Raw genomic sequence first — 15,967 nt, 5'->3', positions numbered from 1 at the left:
CTCGCGGACCTCAGGAGAAAACTTGTTCGTCGTCTTGCTCATACAGGCTCCACCTTCTCAGGAGTTGGAGCCTCCGGCAAACCCGGCGCGGTTCACCCTCGGCCACCGCGGCATCGCCGGTCGCGCGGAAGCGCCAGTTCTCGAAGGTCACCGCCACCTTCTTGCCGATGCGGCGAAAGGCGAGGATCTGTTCGGGGCCGACCATGCCGCGATCGATGCGCAGATTGGCCGAGCCCAGCCCGCTGCGCATCGTCGTCGCATAAAGGAAGCGGCCGGCGACGCCATCGGCGTCCGGGCGGGGCAGCGTGAACAGGATGCGGCCCTCCGCCGGCACCGCTTTCACCGGCAGCAGCGGCGCTTCCTGCGCCTGCGCCGGCAGCGCGGCGGCACTCGCCGCCAGCCAAATCGCCATCGCCCTTCCGCTTACCCGCCCCCGCATGCCCGATCTCCCCATTGTGGTGCTGCGCCGCCGCATCCTAACCGCAGAAGCCGTTGTGCATCCCAACAAATATGCACAACTTTTCACAGCAGATTGATCGATTTGTTCAACGGAAGGGGCGCCAGATGAACAATTCCACCACCAGCGATCTCGACGGTACCGATCTCCGCATCCTCAACCACCTCGTGTACGACGGCCGCAGTTCGGATGTGGCGCTGGGCGAACGCGTCCATCTGTCGAGCACGGCAACCGCGCGGCGGCGCAAGATCCTCGAGGATCGCGGCGTGATCCGGGGCTATACCGCCGAACTCAACATGGCGGCCTTGGGCTATGGCATCGACGTGCTGGTCTCGATCGAGCTCAGCTCGCAGGCGGAGCAGGCGTTGAACGAGTTCGAATCGGCAGTGGTACGCTGTCCTTCGATGTCGTTCTGCAGCTTCGTCTCGGGCGAGACGGACTTCATCATGATGATCCATGTCCGCTCGTTCGAGGATTATGACCGCGTCTACCGGCGCGAGCTGTCGACTCTGCCGCATGTCGCGCGCATCCGCAGCAGCTTCCTGATGCGATCGGTGGAGCGGCGGATCGTGGCGCCGGTAGTGCTCGACTCCATTCGCCACCCCTGACACTAAGCTTCAATGCAAAGGGTTGCTGCGCACAAATCGGGCGCTTGCCGCCCAATTTACGTTCGATTCCATCAAGCAGCCGGCTCCCGGCTGCATTCTTTGCCGGGAAGCGAAGATGCGCTTTCGCTACACTGCATCGCATAATAGGGGCGACGCAACGACGGAACGCACCCGAGGCAGGACGAACCAACCACGCGGGAGAGACGCCACGTCACCACGGGGGTTCACAACATGCACGAGAGTCGCATCGGCCGCGCATCCGCGCGTCCGTCCAGCATCCAGCGCCGCGTCCGCTTCGCCGCGGTCGCGCCGGGCGCGCTGATCCTTTGCCTCGCCTGGTCGGGATCGGCCTTCGCACAGATCGAGGCGCGCGGCCCCGACAAGTCGGCGCCGGCCGAAGGGCAGACCACCAACACGCCGGGCGGCAAGCCGGAGATCCCGGTCGATCCGCTCACCGGCGAACCGATCGCCGATCCGGGCGGCGACATCGTCGTCACCGGCACGCGTATCGAACGCGACGGGTACAGCGCGCCGACCCCGGTCAGCGTGATCAGCAGCAAGGAGATCCAGACCGAGGCGCCGGCCAACATCGCTGATCTCGTCAACACGCTGCCCGCGGTGCGCGGCGGATCGACGGCGGCGAATTCCAACGGCTCGCTGAGCAACGGTCTGGCGGGCATCGCCTCGGTCAATCTGCGCGCGCTCGGCGCCAATCGCACGCTGGTCCTGTTCGACGGCCAGCGCTCGGTCGCCTCGGCGACCAACGGCGTGGTCGACGTCAACACCTTCCCCCAGGCGCTGATCAAGCGCGTCGAGGTCGTCACCGGCGGCGCCTCCTCGGCCTATGGCTCGGACGCGGTCTCGGGCGTGGTCAACTTCATCCTCGACAAGGAATTCAAGGGCGTCTCGGGCGACTATGAATATGGCATCACCACCTATGGCGACGGCCCGAACCACAAGGTGTCGCTCACCGCAGGCACGCCGTTCGCCGGGGGCAAGGGCCACCTCCTCGCCAGCGGCGAATATTTCAAGCAATATGGCATCCAGTCGATCGACCGCGACTGGAACGATGCCGGCTTCTTCCAGATCGACAACCCCGCCTATTCGGCGGCGGCCTGCAGCGACAGCAACGCCGCGACGATCTGCTATCCGGCGCGCCTGATCCAGGGGGGCATCGGCACCAGCCAGTTCACCCCTGGCGGCCTGATCAGCACCGGCCCGTTCCGCGGCACCTATTTCGGCACGATCGATCCGGCCACCGGCAAGGCAACCACCGGAACACTCGCCTTCGGCCAGGTCAACGGCCAGTGGATGGTGGGCGGCGACTATAAGCTGACTCGTCAGGGCCATCTCGGCAGCGCCACCCTGCTCCCCGCCGAGACGCGCGGCAGCGGCTTCGGGCGGGCGAGCTACGCCTTTTCCGACGCGATCGAGCTCTACGCCCAGGTCGCGTACAGCCGCTATCAGGGCCAGAGCTATTATCAGCAGACGCCCTCGACCGGCGTGACCATCCAGGTCGCGCCCACCGCCGCCAATGGCGGGCTGGTCAACGCCTATCTGCCGCAGTCCTTCCTCAACCAGGTGAGCGCCTATAACGCCTCGGTCGCGGCGGCGAGCCGGATCTCCACCATCGCGATCGGCACCAGCAATGCCGGCATCCCGCCGCAGGGCAGCGACAATAGCCGCGAAGTCTATCGCTATGTGCTCGGCGGCAGCGGCAAGTTCGTCGTCGGGCCGATCGACTGGGCGTGGAGCGGCTATTACCAGAAGGGCGTCACCAAGACGCAGGAGCTGCTGACCAACGCCTGGAACGTCACTCGCCTCGCGCTGGCGACCGACGCGGTGGTCGCCCCCGCCGGCAACAGCGCCGGCATCGCCGCGGGCACGATCGTCTGCCGCTCGACGCTGACCAGTCCGAGCAATGGCTGCGTGCCGATCAACCGGATCGGCGTCGGCGGCGTCAGCCAGGCGGCGCTCGACTATATCTTCTACGACGGCCAGCAGCCGCTGCGGTACCAGACGCTCAAGCAGGACGTGGCAGCACTCAACTTCTCGACCAACAACCTGGTCGACCTATGGGCGGGGCCGATCTCGCTCGCTTTCGGCGGGGAATGGCGGCGCGAGGCAGTGTCGGGCTATGTCGACCCGCTGTTCCAGCCGAGCCTGGTCAACGGCGTCTCCACGCCCACCTGGATCTACGGCAATTACCTGCCCAGCTTCGGCCATTATACGGTCAAGGAAGCCTATGCCGAGACGCTGGTGCCGCTGTTCAAGGGCGCCGACTTCAACGGCGCGCTGCGCGTGACCGACTATTCCACCTCGGGCAGCGTCACCACCTGGAAGGCCGGGGCCACCTGGCAGCCGATCCCGGACATCAAGCTGCGCGCCACCTATTCGCGCGACATCCGCGCACCCAATCTGGGCGAGCTGTTCGCCGCCGCCACCGGCCGCACCAACACGGTCAACGTGCCGCTGGCCAATGGCGCCCAGCGGACCGACCAGTTCCTTGAGGCGACGATCGGCAACCCCGCGCTGAATCCCGAGATCGCCAAGACGCTGGGCGTGGGCGCGGTGTTCACCCCCAGCTTCGTGCCCGGTCTAGCGGCCTCGGTCGACTTTTACCGGATCAAGCTGGGCGGCGCGATCAACACGATCACCGCGCAGACGCTGGTCACCCAATGCTATGAGCAGGCCAATGCCGCGGCCTGCGCGGCGATCACTACCACCGGCGGGCGCGGCGCGACGGGTGCGGGGCTCGCGATCACCAATATCGAGCTGAAGCCGACCAACTTCGTCTCGATCCTCTCCAAGGGCATCGACTTCGAGCTGAGCTATCGCCGCAATCTGGGTGCCGGCAAGGCGACGCTGCGCGCGCTGGTGACGCGCAACCTCAGCCTCTACACCAACAACGGCATCGACGTGCCCACCGAGGCGGCGGGGCAGAATTCGGGCAGCCTGCCCGACTGGAGCTATCGCTTCTCGGCGGGGTACGACGTGGATCGCTGGACCTTCCAGCTGGTCGGCCGCGGCGTGAGCAGCGGGGTGTACGACAACAGCTATGTCGTCTGCTCCACCGACTGCCCGGTCTCGACCGTCGCCAACCGGACGGTCAACACCAATCGCATCGCCGGCGCGATCTATTTCGACCTGCAGGCCAATCGCGAGTTCGCGGTCGGGCGGGTGAACTTCCAGGGCTTCCTGTCGATCCGCAACCTGTTCGATACCGACCCGGTGCTCGTCGGCAACGGGCCCACCGGCAACAACACCCCGGCCTATCCGCAGACCAACCGCAACCTCTACGACGTGCTCGGCCGGGTCTACCGGCTGGGCGTGCGCTTCCACTTCTGACGTCGCCGGGCGTCGCCGATCGCGCGCGCCCGGCTCCCGCTTCCTTACCCCCAGGAGAGACTGGCCATGACCCTCTTGTCCCGCACCCTCGCGACCGCGCTGATCGCGAGCACCACCCTCACCCAGATCGCGGTCGCCGCGCCCCGCCCCGCCGGTCCGCCGGCCCCGCAGGCAGCGGTCGCCGATCCCAAGCTCGCCCAGATGAAGGCCGATGCCGTCGCCAACATCGATGGCCATGCCAAGCTGGTGCAGGAGATGGTGGATTCGGTGTTCAGCTTCGCCGAGCCGGGTTTCCAGGAATATCAAACGATGGAGTATCTGACCGGCATCCTGGCCAAGAACGGCTTCACGATCACCAAGGGCGTCGCCGGCATGCCCACGGCCTGGACCGCGACCTGGGGCACCGGCGGGCCGCTGATCGCACTAGGCAGCGACGTCGACTGCCTGCTCGGCCTCTCGCAGGTGCCGGGCTCGCCGACGCTCAAGCCGCTGGTGCCGGGCGCACCCGGCCATGGCGAGGGGCATAATGCCGGCATGCCGCTGATCATCGCCGCGGCGATCGCCACCAAGGCGGTGATGGAAAAGAACCACATTTCCGGCCGGCTGATGCTGTGGCCCGGCGTCGCCGAGGAACTGCTCGGCGCCAAGGCCTTCTACGTCAAGGCCGGGCTGTTCAAGGATGTCGACGCGACGATCTTCACCCATGTCAGCAGCGATTTCGGCACGGCATACGGCAATCTCGGCAACAACGCGCTGGTATCGGTGGAATATACCTTCCACGGCAAGACCGCCCACGCCGCCGGGATGCCCTGGGAGGGGCGCAGCGCGCTCGACGGCGTCGAGATCATGGACACGGCGTGGAACTTCCGCCGCGAGCATCTCCCCGTCACCCAGCGTTCGCACTATGTGATCACCAATGGCGGCGGGCAGCCGAACATCGTGCCGGACCTCGCCTCGGTCTGGTATTATTTCCGCGAGCAGAATTTCGACAGCGTCCGCAATCTGTACAATCTCGGCAACGAGATTTCGGAGGCCGCGGCCAAGGCCACCGGCACCACCGTCGAACGCCATCTGCTCGGCTATGCCGCGCCCAATTTCGCCAACAAGCCGATGGCCGAGGCGGCCTATGCCAACATCAAGGCGATCGGCATGCCGGCCTGGACCGCCGACGACCAGGCCTTCGCCAAGGCCGTGCAGCAGGCGAACGGGCGCACGCTGAAGCCGCTGCCGACCGAGATCGGCCCGCTCTCCACGCCGGAGACCCGCGAGCGCTCGCTGGGCGGCGGGTCGGACGATATCGGCGACATCATGTGGACGGTGCCGACGATCACCATCCGCTTCCCGTCGAACATTCCCAGCATGATCGGCCATAACGTTCTCTCAGCGATCGCGATGGCGACGCCGATCGCGCACAAGGGCGCGGTTGCCGGCGCCAAGGCGGTATCGCTGACCGTGCTCGACCTGATGACCGATCCCAAGCTGCTCGCCGACGCCAAGGCCTATTTTCGCGACGTGCAGCTCAAGGACCAGAAATATGACCCGGTGGTCGCCCCCACCGATCAGCCCGCCATCCACCTCAACCAGGAACTGATGGAGCGCCTGCGGCCCAAGATGAAGCCGTTCTACTATGATCCCAAGAAGTACCCGACCTATCTCGACCAGCTCGGCATCAAATATCCGAACCTCAAGACCGAATGAGCCTCGCCGGGTTCGCGTGCCGCGCCCGGTGCCGGCACGCGCTCGGGCGGGGCTTGCAAGCTGCGCTCTTGCTCTCGGCCCACGCTGCTACCCGTCGCGCTGGAAGACGATCCGGCGGCCGCGCTGGGCCTCGAGGTCGGCGACAGCATCACCGTGTCGGTGCTCGGCGTCGACCTGCGGGCGGCGCGGTGCTCGACCAGAGCGCGGCGCTGCGCGGCCTGTAGCGGCGGGTCGCCAAAGCGGGTAGGACCGTTGCCCATGAACCGCAGACAGTCGAAGAAAGACCCCTATGGCGAGCTGCTTCGTGTGGAGGAACCGCCCGAAGCAGCTTTGCAGTGCTGGCTGTGCGGACGGCCTATGGGCAAGACGACCGTCTGGCACCATCCGGTGCCGAAGAGCCGCGGCGGGCGCGATGTCGTGCCGATGCATGCGATCTGCCAGCAGACGCTGATCGCCAACTTCACCAACGCCGAACTGCAGCGCCACGGCAACGATGTCGAGGCGCTGCTGGCGAATCCCAACGTCCGGAAGTTCGTCGACTGGGTGGCGAACAAGGACCCCGATTTCACCGCGACCACCGCGAAGAAGCAGCGCTGACCGCGCGATCGCGATCGACGAGCCGCATGCCGTATACCCCGTCCGCCACGCCCTCCAGCCAGGACCCGTAATGCGCCACGCCTTTGTCTGCGACGCCATCCGCACCCCGATCGGCAAGCTCAACGGCGCGCTGTCGACGATCCGCGCCGACGATCTCGCCGCCATCCCGCTCCGCGCGCTCGCCGAACGCAACGGCCGGGTCGATTGGGAAGCGGTCGACGACGTGCTGCTCGGCTGCGCCAACCAGGCGGGCGAGGACAATCGCAACGTCGCGCGCATGGCGGTGCTGCTCTCCGGCCTGCCCGAGGCGGTGCCCGGGGTGACCGTCAACCGGCTCTGCGGATCGGGGCTCAACGCAGTCGGCATCGCGGCCCAGGCGATCCGCGCCGGCGATGCCCAGCTGGTGATTGCCGGCGGCGTCGAGAGCATGACCCGTGCGCCCTATGTGCTCGGCAAGGCCGCGAGCTCCTTCGATCGCGCCCAGAAGATCGAGGACACCACGCTCGGCTGGCGCTTCGTCAACCCGCTGCTGCGTGCCGGCTACGGCGTCGACACGATGCCGCAGACCGGCGAGAACGTCGCCGACCACTGGCAGGTGAAGCGCGAAGACCAGGACGCCTTCGCGCTCGCCAGCCAGGCAAAGACCGCGGCGGCGATCGCCAGCGGTCGCCTCGCGGTGGAGATCGTGCCGGTCGCGGTGCCCCAGCCCAAGGGCGAGCCGATCCTCTTCGCGCAGGACGAGCATCCGCGGGCCACCAGCCTGGAGGCGCTCGCCCGGCTGAAGCCGGTCGTCCGGCCGGACGGCACGGTCACTGCCGGCAATGCCTCGGGTCTCAACGACGGCGCGGCGGCGATGCTGCTCGCCAGCGAGGCGGCGGCGCACGCGCACGGGCTCAGCCCTCGCGCCCGGGTGCTGGGCATGGCAGCGACGGGGATCGCGCCGCGCATCATGGGTGTCGGCCCCATCGAGGCGGCGCGCAAGCTGTGCCGCCTGACGGGCGTCCCGCTCGACCAGCTCGACGTGATCGAGCTCAACGAGGCCTTTGCCAGCCAGGCGATCGCCACGTTGCGCACGCTCGGCATTCGCCCGGACGACCCCCGCGTCAACCGCAACGGCGGCGCGATCGCGCTCGGCCATCCGCTCGGCATGTCCGGCGCACGGATCGTGATGACCGCCGTCGAGGAACTGCACCGCACCGGCGGCCGCTACGCCATGGCGTTCATGTGCGTCGGCGTGGGCCAGGGGATCGCATTGATGCTCGAAAGGGTTTGAGGAAAGACGAAGCCGAAGTCCTTTGCCGAGAAACGCAGCAGAGGCCTGAAGCCCATCCATTCCCGGAATGTTGCCGACGTCCGTCGGAGACCAACCGCTTTGAGATGGGAGCCTTCGACGATGCTTTCACGATAGTGATTTTTCCATGACCCAAGCGCCTGTTTGGAAATGCGCCCAGGCGCATTTCGCGGCACCGGCCCGCACATAGGCGCGCCAGTGTTGCCGTCCTCACAAGCATGCCCTCGGCGCCGAGCAGCCGAGCTCGTGCGGGAATGGCACCCACCGGCGCAGCGCATTCGATCGTCAGCGGGCTCGACGCGACATTCGGAACATGCAAGCTTGCACGCTCAATCCGGAACGGCCGCGCCCGAGACGCGCGGGAGGAGGAGAGGCACAGCATGATCGGCGCGGAGGCTGCCGCCCTGCTGGCGTTGGGGCTGGTGCTCGCGCTGTTCTGCGTGGCAGCGATCGCCGAGCGGCGCGCGGCCATCGCCGCCCGATCGCCGCTCCGCACCGCGGCCTATACGCTGGCGCTCGGCGTCTATTGTTCGAGCTGGACCTTCTACGGCGCGGTGGGCAGCGTGGGTCGCGACGGTTGGAACTATCTGCCGATCTATGCCGCCCCTGTCCTGGCGCTGCTGTTCGCACCCGGCTTCTTCCAGCGGCTGGGCGAGGCCGTGTCCGCCGAGCGGGCGACCACCGTTTCCGATTTCATCGCCGCGCGCTTCGGCAGCGACATCATGGTCGCCCGGCTGGTGACGGTGATCGCGCTGCTCGGCTCGGTGCCCTATATCGCCTTGCAGCTGCGCTCGATCGGCATCGCGCTGCGCATCGGATCGGGCGTCGCCCTGGAGCAGCCGGTGATGATCGCGGCCGCCGCGCTGTTCGCACTCTTCGCCATCCTCTACGGCGCCCGCCGCTTCGAGCTGGCCGGGCGGAGCGAGGGATTGCTCTACGCGATCGGGCTCGATTCGCTGGTGAAGCTGCTCGCGCTGCTGGCGGTGACGTTGCTCGCGGTGCACGTGATCCTCCGCCAGGGCGAGCAGCGCGCGCTTGCCGGGGTGGCGCGCTTCGCCGCGCTGTTCCGCGCCGAGCATCTTTCGATCGACACGCTGGTGATCGGGCTGATCGCCGCGCTGGCGATCATCGGGCTGCCGCGCCAATTCTACATGGGGCTGGTCGAGGCGCGCGGTCCCGGAGACCTAGTGCGCGCACGCTTCGGTTTCGCAGCCTATATCGCGCTGATGGCGGTTCTAGTGCTGCCGATCGCGCTGGCAGGGCTGACGATCCTGCCGCCGGCGACCACCCCCGACGTCTATGTGCTGGCGCTGCCCGCCGCCATCGGATCGCCGCTGGTGCTCAGCATCGCGCTGGTCGGCGGGATCAGCGCCGCCGCCTCGATGGCGGTGGTGGAGGCCAATGCGCTCGCCACCATGGTCTCGAACGACCTGATCTTCCCCAGCATGCTCCGGCGCGGACTGCCGGACGGCGCCGGACGGATCGGGCGGCGGATGCTGGCGGTGCGGCGCGCCTCGATCGCGGCGGTGATGCTGGCAGCACTGGGCTGGGGGCTGGCGATCTCGGCGCGCAACTCGCTCGCTTCGATCGGGCTCATCGCGTTTGCAGCGACCGCCCAATATACCCCGCACCTGATCCTCGCCGCGCTTCGGCGGGACAATGATCCGCTCGCCGCCCGCGCCAGCCTGGGGACCGGCATGCTGTTGTGGCTCTATACGCTGGCTCTGCCGCCGGTGCTGCCCCAGGCGGTGCTCGACGCGCTGGCCGGCACCCTGCTCGATCCGTTGGCGCTGCTCGGCGTGCAGGGGCTCTCGCCGCTGGTGCACGGCGCGCTGTGGAGCCTGGGCGGCAACCTGCTCGCCTTCGCGGTGCTTGCCGCCCGAAGGATGGGGCCGCCTGCCCTGCCCCGCTTCCTCCGCGACCAGCGCCGGATCACCACGATCGCCGAGCTGCGCCGGCTGACCGCCAGCTTCGTCGGGGAGGAACGCGCGCTGGCCGAATTCGCCGAGGAGAGCGACCAGCGGATCGACGCCAAGGCCGCCCGGCGCGCGCAGGCGTTGATCGCCCGGGTGATCGGTGCCTCGTCCGCCCGCGCACTGATCGCCTCGGCGCTCTCCGGGGGCACGATGCGGCTCGACCAGGTCACCCGCCTGCTCGACGAAGGCGGCCAGTCGCTGCGCTTCTCGCGCGCGCTGCTCGCCGCAACCTTCGAGAATATGGACGCCGGAGTCAGCGTCGTCGATGCCGATCTCCACCTCGTCGCCTGGAACAGCCGTTATCTCGAGCTGTTCGACTATCCCGAGGGGATGGTGCGCGTGGGCACGCCGGTCGCCGACCTCATCCGCCATAATGCCCGGCGCGGCGATTTCGGACCGGGCGGGGCCGATTTCCATGTCGAGAAACGGCTCGAACATCTCCGCCGCGGGCTCGAGCACAGCTTCGAGCGGACCCGCGCCGACGGGCGGGTGATCAAGACGGTGGGCGGGCCGATGCCCGGCGGCGGCTATGTCATGAGCTTTACCGACGTGACCAGCGAAGCCCGCGCCCGCGCCGCGCTGCGCGAGACGCTGGAGGCGCTGGAGGATCGCGTCGAGGCGCGGACTCACGAGCTCTCCGAGGCCAATCGCCGGCTCGCCGAGGCGGATCGCGACAAGACCCGCTTCCTCGCCGCCGCAAGTCATGACCTGCTCCAGCCGCTCCACGCCGCCCGGCTGTTCGCGGCGGCGCTGGAGCGCGACATCGCGCCGACGATGCGGCCGATCCTCGCCCGGCTCGACGGCTCGATCCGCGGCGCCGAGGAGCTGCTGCGCGCGCTGCTCGACATCAGCAAGCTCGATGCCGGCGGCGTGCAGCCGACCCTTGAGTCGATCGCCCTCGCCCCCTTGCTCACCGAGCTTGCCGAGGAGCTGCGGCCGATGGCCGAGGCGAAGGGGCTGAAGCTGCGGATCGGCCCTCTGCCCGGCGCGATCCACAGCGATTCCGGGCTGGTGCGCTCGGTGATCCAGAACCTGCTGGTCAACGCCGTGCGCTATACCGCCAAAGGTGGCGTGCTGATCGGGGTGCGGCGGCGTGGGAGCGACTGGCGGATCGACGTGGTCGATAGCGGCGTCGGCATTCCGGAGGCGCAGCTCGACACGATCTTCGGCGAGTTCACCCGGCTGGGCGCGGTCGATGTCGAGGGCCAGGGGCTGGGGCTGGCGCTGGTCGCGCGCATCGCCCGGCTGCTCGGCGGCACGATCGAGGTCCGCTCGGTGCCAGGGCGGGGCAGCCGGTTTAGCCTGCGCCTGCCTGCCCATGCCGCGCCGGCGCCGGTGGCCACAACCGCAGCGCCACCGGCATCCTCGGGCCGATCGCTGCGGCTGCTGGTGGTCGACGACGATCCCGCCATCGTCGAGGCAAGCGTGACGCTGCTGCGCCAGCTGGGGCATGTGCCCGTGGCCGCGCAGGATAGCGCGACGGCGCTGGCGGCGCCGGGCCCCTTCGATGCGGTGATCGCCGATCTGCGGCTGGGCGAGGACAGCCTGGACGGGCTGGCGCTGATCGCAGCGCTGCGAGAGACGCGCCCGGGATTGCCGGCGGCGCTGGTCACCGCCGAAAGCGGCGCGGCGCTGACGGCGCAAGCAGCCGCCGCCAATGTCAGCCTCTATGCCAAGCCGATCGACCCGGAGGCCCTGCGCCGCTTCCTCGATCGCGTGTCAGTGGCACAGGTCCAGCCCTAGCGAGCGGGCGACCAGCGCGGCCTGGGTGCGGTTGCGCACGTCGAGCTTGCGCATGATCACCGTCATGTGCGCCTTCACCGTCGCTTCGCTGATGCCCAGCCCATGCGCGATCTGCTTGTTGAGCTGACCGTCGAGCACCGCGAGCAGCACCTTCAGTTCGGTGGGGGTCAGCCTGGCCACCGTTTCGCGGACCGGCGCCAGCTCGGCATCGTCCGGCGCACGCTCGACGGGCGGCGCCCGCCCGTGCAGCGCCCTGGCGATCGCCGCCTCGATCGCGGCGAGATCGCTGTCCTTACGCAGGAAGCCCACCGCGCCGAACGCCCGCGCCTCCTCGGCCGCCGCCGCACCCTCGGCGCTGGAGACGACCAGGATCGGCACGCCGGGGCGTTCGGCATGGAGCAGCGCGATCCCCGAATAGCCGACGGCGCCTGGCATCTTCAGGTCGAGCAGGATCAGGTCCAGCGCGTCGCCCGCCCCCTGCACGTCTTCGACCGCGCGCGCGGCGGCGGCGAGCGTGCCGGCCTCCACCACCCGCGCCTCCGGCCGCACCCGGGCGACCGCGAGGCCGAGCGCCTGACGGAACAGCGGGTGATCGTCGGCGATCAGGATGGCGGCGGCCACATTCCCCTCCGGTTCATGCCTCCGCGAGCTGCGGACGGTCGGCGATCAAGGTGGCGACCACCGACGGGTCCGCCAAGGTAGAAATATCCCCTAGGTTCGAGGTTTCGTTCTCCGCGATCTTGCGAAGAATGCGCCGCATGATCTTGCCGCTCCGCGTCTTGGGCAGGCCGGGCGCGAACTGGATCACGTCGGGCGTGGCGATCGGCCCGATCTCGTGCCGCACCCATTGCACCAGCGCGCGGCGCAGCGCTTCGTCGGGTTCCACTTCGGCATTGGTCGTGACATAGGCATAGATGCCCTGCCCCTTGATCGCGTGCGGCATTCCGACCACCGCCGCCTCGGCAACCGCCTCGTGCGCCACCAGCGCGCTCTCGATCTCGGCGGTTCCCATGCGGTGGCCGGAGACGTTGATCACATCGTCGATGCGGCCGGTGATCCAGTAATAGCCGTCGGCGTCGCGGCGGCAGCCGTCGCCGGTGAAATATTTGCCGGGAAACGTCGTGAAATAGGTCTGGAAGAAGCGCTCCGGATCGCCCCACACCCCGCGCATCTGGCCCGGCCAGCTCTGGGTGAGCACCAGGCAGCCTTCGGTCGCGCCTTCCAGTACCTTGCCCTCGCTATCGACCAGCTGCGGGGCGACGCCGAACATCGGCTTGCTCGCCGATCCGGGCTTGAGATCGGTCGCCCCGGGCAGCGGAGTGATCATCGCCGCGCCGGTCTCGGTCTGCCACCAAGTGTCGACGATCGGGCAGCGCCCCTCGCCGACGACCCGGTGATACCATTCCCACGCCTCCGGGTTGATCGGCTCGCCGACCGAACCGAGCAGCCGGAGCGACGACCGGCGGGTCTTCTGCACCCAGTGATCGCCTTCCCGCATCAGCGCGCGCAGCGCCGTGGGCGCGCCGTAGAAGATCTCCACCCCGAACTTGTCGACCACCTGCCAGAAGCGCGAGGGATCGGGCCAGTTGGGCACGCCTTCGAACATCACCGTGGTCGCGCCGTTGATCAGCGGGCCGTAGACGACATAGCTGTGCCCGGTGACCCAGCCGATATCGGCCGCGCACCAGAAGATCTGCCCCGGGCGATAATCGAACACATATTGGTGGGTCATCGACGCCCACACCGCATAGCCGCCGGTGGTGTGCAGCACCCCCTTGGGCTTGCCGGTGGAACCCGAGGTGTAGAGGATGAACAGCGGATCCTCGGCGTTCATCGCTTCGGGCGGGCACTCCGCAGGCTGAGACGCGACGCCTTCGTGCCAGTCGACGTCGCGACCGGCCTGCATGGCGACGTCCGCGCCGGTGCGGCGAAGCACGATGACGCTGTCGACATCGCGGCAATGGGTCAGCGCCTCGTCGACATTGGCCTTGAGCGGCACCCGCCGCCCGCCGCGCAGCCCCTCGTCGGCGGTCACCACCAGCCGCGAGCCGCAATCGAGGATGCGCCCGGCCAGCGCGTCGGGCGAGAAGCCGGCGAAGACGATCGAGTGGATCGCGCCGATCCGCGCGCAGGCGAGCATCGCGACGGCTGCTTCGGGCACCATCGGCAGGTACAGCGTCACCCGGTCGCCGCGCCCCACGCCGCGCGCCTTGAGCAGGTTGGCGAAGCGGCACACCTCGGCGTGGAGCTGGCGGTAGCTGATCCGCCGCTCGGGCTCGCTCGGATCGTCGCTTTCCCACAGGATCGCGATCGCATCGCCGCGCACCGCGAGGTGCCGGTCGAGGCAGTTGGCGGCGATGTTGAGCGCGCCGTCCTCGAACCAGCGAATGCCGAAATCGGCCTCGTCGAAGCTGGTCCGCTGCACCCGCGTGAAGGGGGTGAGCCAGTCGAGCCGCTGCGCCTCCTGCCGCCAGAAGCCGTCCGGATCCTCCACCGACTGACGGTAGAGCTCGGCATAGCGATCGGCATTGATCAGCGCGTTCTTCGCCCAGGCTTCGGGCACGGGGTGGATGGCTTCGGACATGGCGCTCTCCTTCGCGTGCGGGCGGCGGGTCGTGGGTCGCCGCGCTTTTCCGCTGCATAGCGCCCGCCGGGCGCAGCCGGACCCCCGACCATCGTCGCCCCTCCCCCGACCATGGTCCTTCTGTCGGCGACGTCTCGATTGCGGGACAGTCAGGCCCAGAAAAAAACGAATGTTCCAGGAGAGTAAGATGGCTGGATCGAAAGCCGCCTTCGTGGCGGCGCTGTTGGGCGCAACCGCGCTCCTGTCCCCGATGGCCGCGCAGGCACAGCGCCGTGCCGGGCCCAGCGCGCGCGAGGCGGCGCTCGAAGCGCGGCTCGCGAAAATGGAGGCCGAACTGGCCGAACTGCGCACCGCACTCCAGGCGAGCCGCGCCCAGACCGATGCCGAAGGCGCCGCCAGCGCCGCGCGGGCAGCACAGCTCGCCGAAGCCGCCCAGGCGGCAGTGACCAGAAGCGAGGCCACCGCCGCCAAGCTCGCCGCGCTGGAGGCAAAGCCCGCGCCGGAGGGCATGCGCAGCGGCAATACCACCATCAAGCTCACCGGCTTCGTCAAGCTGGTCGCCGCGAGCAGCCATTTCGCCAATGGCGCAGTCGCCACCAACTCGCTCGGCCGCGACTTCTACCTGCCGCAGACCATCCCGGTGGGCAGTGCGGAGGGCACGACCGATACCGATTTCGGCGCCAAGCAGACCCAGCTCGCGGTCAACCTCGCCTCCACCGTCGCCGGGCACCGCGTACTGGGTTATGTCGAAACCGACTTCCAGGTGGATTCCAACGCCGCCCCGGCGATCAGCGGCGGTGGATCGCAGCGCACCACCAATGGCTATACGCTGGCGCTGCGCCGCGCCTGGCTGCAGGTCGATCGCCTGCTGATCGGCCAGGAATGGACCAACTTCCAATATGTCGGCGCGCTGCCCGAAAGCACCGATTATGTCGGCGCGACCGAGGGCACCGTCTTCGCCCGCCAGCCCCAGATCCGCTACGCGGCGCCGCTCTCCAAGGCTGTGACGCTCAGCGTGGCGGTGGAAAATCCGGAAAGCGCGACCGCCACGCTCGACGGCCCCGCGCTGGTCGAGAACGGTACCGATCATCTGCCCGACGCCACCGCGCGGCTAAACCTCATCTCAAGTCGTGGTGAGTTGTCGCTGGCAGGGCTGATGCGCCAGGTCCGGTTGGAAGCGAGCGGCACCGGCCGCACTCAGGCCGGCTATGGCGTGTCCGCCGCCGGCAAGCTCTGGCTCAACGCCGCCAAATCGGCCGATCTGCGCGCGATGGTCACCTATGGCCGGGATATCAGCCGCTATGTCGGGCTGAACTTCGCGCCCGATGCCGTCCTCATGCCGGCGACCGGCCGGCTGAAGCATGTGAAGGTGCTGGCCGGGCTGGTGGCGGTACGGGTGCCGCTGGCCGCCCAGTGGCGCGCGAACCTGATCGGATCTTTCCAACAGGTCGACTATGCAAGCGCGCTGCCGCTTGCCAGTATCGCCGCGTACAACAAGCGTGCCTTCAGCATCGCAGGGAACCTGTTCACTTCGCCGGTCAAGAATGTCGATCTCGGCATCGAATTCCGCCACGGCGAACGCGAGCTGGTTTCCGGGCAGAAGGGGCGCCTGGAGCGTGTAGAGTTCGCCGCAAAATACGGGTTCTGAACCGAACCGTCCGAACA

General features: G+C 68.4%; 10 protein-coding genes. 7 read left to right on the top strand and 3 right to left on the bottom strand.

Annotated elements, in window-relative coordinates; all coding sequences use genetic code 11:
- Window positions 1-10 precede the first annotated feature (10 nt).
- The gene (locus tag GGR89_RS18935) at window positions 11-412 is read right to left on the bottom strand and encodes a hypothetical protein (protein ID WP_206434333.1); all 402 of its coding nucleotides are present in this window, start codon (window positions 410-412) and stop codon (window positions 11-13) included.
- Between the two features lie 152 nt (window positions 413-564).
- On the opposite strand from GGR89_RS18935, the gene GGR89_RS18930 reads away from it, so the two are divergent.
- The 6 genes from GGR89_RS18930 (at window position 565) to GGR89_RS18905 (ending at window position 11,718) form a co-directional block, all read left to right on the top strand.
- On the top strand, window positions 565-1,065 hold the full coding sequence (locus GGR89_RS18930; RefSeq protein ID WP_125977722.1) for an Lrp/AsnC family transcriptional regulator: 501 nt from the start codon (window positions 565-567) through the stop codon (window positions 1,063-1,065).
- A gap of 231 nt (window positions 1,066-1,296) precedes the next feature.
- Window positions 1,297-4,413 (top strand): TonB-dependent receptor plug domain-containing protein, encoded by a 3,117-nt coding sequence (locus GGR89_RS18925; RefSeq protein WP_241218067.1) that lies wholly within the window; start codon window positions 1,297-1,299, stop codon window positions 4,411-4,413.
- A gap of 66 nt (window positions 4,414-4,479) precedes the next feature.
- Complete coding sequence (locus GGR89_RS18920) at window positions 4,480-6,111, top strand: amidohydrolase (protein WP_125977720.1); 1,632 nt, start codon at window positions 4,480-4,482, stop codon at window positions 6,109-6,111.
- 258 nt (window positions 6,112-6,369) lie between these two features.
- Window positions 6,370-6,708 (top strand): hypothetical protein, encoded by a 339-nt coding sequence (locus tag GGR89_RS18915; RefSeq protein WP_125977718.1) that lies wholly within the window; start codon window positions 6,370-6,372, stop codon window positions 6,706-6,708.
- Window positions 6,709-6,778: 70 nt separating this feature from the next.
- Window positions 6,779-7,981 (top strand): 3-oxoadipyl-CoA thiolase, encoded by a 1,203-nt coding sequence (gene pcaF / locus GGR89_RS18910; RefSeq protein ID WP_125977716.1) that lies wholly within the window; start codon window positions 6,779-6,781, stop codon window positions 7,979-7,981.
- 398 nt (window positions 7,982-8,379) lie between these two features.
- Complete coding sequence (locus GGR89_RS18905; protein ID WP_209092389.1) at window positions 8,380-11,718, top strand: hybrid sensor histidine kinase/response regulator; 3,339 nt, start codon at window positions 8,380-8,382, stop codon at window positions 11,716-11,718.
- Here the strand turns inward: GGR89_RS18905 and GGR89_RS18900 are convergent.
- Window positions 11,695-12,339 carry a response regulator transcription factor gene (locus GGR89_RS18900; protein WP_125977714.1) on the bottom strand — a complete coding sequence of 215 codons (645 nt, stop codon included), beginning with the start codon at window positions 12,337-12,339 and terminating at the stop codon, window positions 11,695-11,697. The genes GGR89_RS18905 and GGR89_RS18900 overlap by 24 nt on opposite strands.
- A gap of 13 nt (window positions 12,340-12,352) precedes the next feature.
- Window positions 12,353-14,302: an acetate--CoA ligase gene (gene acs, locus GGR89_RS18895; protein WP_125977712.1), complete on the bottom strand. Its 1,950-nt coding sequence runs from the start codon at window positions 14,300-14,302 to the stop codon at window positions 12,353-12,355.
- A gap of 187 nt (window positions 14,303-14,489) precedes the next feature.
- Between acs and GGR89_RS18890 the strand changes: the two genes are divergently transcribed.
- The gene (locus GGR89_RS18890; RefSeq protein WP_241218066.1) at window positions 14,490-15,950 is read left to right on the top strand and encodes a DcaP family trimeric outer membrane transporter; all 1,461 of its coding nucleotides are present in this window, start codon (window positions 14,490-14,492) and stop codon (window positions 15,948-15,950) included.
- Window positions 15,951-15,967: the final 17 nt, after the last annotated feature.

Origin of the sequence: Sphingomonas trueperi, assembly GCF_011927635.1 — a bacterium.
Classification (GTDB): domain Bacteria; phylum Pseudomonadota; class Alphaproteobacteria; order Sphingomonadales; family Sphingomonadaceae; genus Sphingomonas; species Sphingomonas trueperi.
The sequence above is the reverse complement of the archived record's forward strand: the minus strand, read 5'-3'. Positions and strand labels throughout refer to the sequence as shown.

Coding starts and splice junctions, on each gene's coding strand:
- GGR89_RS18935 (WP_206434333.1), bottom strand. CDS start 412: ATGGCGATTTGGCTGGCGGCGAGTGCCGCCGCGCTGCCGGCGCAGGCG.
- GGR89_RS18915 (WP_125977718.1), top strand. CDS start 6,370: ATGAACCGCAGACAGTCGAAGAAAGACCCCTATGGCGAGCTGCTTCGT.
- GGR89_RS18925 (WP_241218067.1), top strand. CDS start 1,297: ATGCACGAGAGTCGCATCGGCCGCGCATCCGCGCGTCCGTCCAGCATC.
- GGR89_RS18890 (WP_241218066.1), top strand. CDS start 14,490: ATGGCTGGATCGAAAGCCGCCTTCGTGGCGGCGCTGTTGGGCGCAACC.
- pcaF (WP_125977716.1), top strand. CDS start 6,779: ATGCGCCACGCCTTTGTCTGCGACGCCATCCGCACCCCGATCGGCAAG.
- acs (WP_125977712.1), bottom strand. CDS start 14,302: ATGTCCGAAGCCATCCACCCCGTGCCCGAAGCCTGGGCGAAGAACGCG.
- GGR89_RS18930 (WP_125977722.1), top strand. CDS start 565: ATGAACAATTCCACCACCAGCGATCTCGACGGTACCGATCTCCGCATC.
- GGR89_RS18920 (WP_125977720.1), top strand. CDS start 4,480: ATGACCCTCTTGTCCCGCACCCTCGCGACCGCGCTGATCGCGAGCACC.
- GGR89_RS18905 (WP_209092389.1), top strand. CDS start 8,380: ATGATCGGCGCGGAGGCTGCCGCCCTGCTGGCGTTGGGGCTGGTGCTC.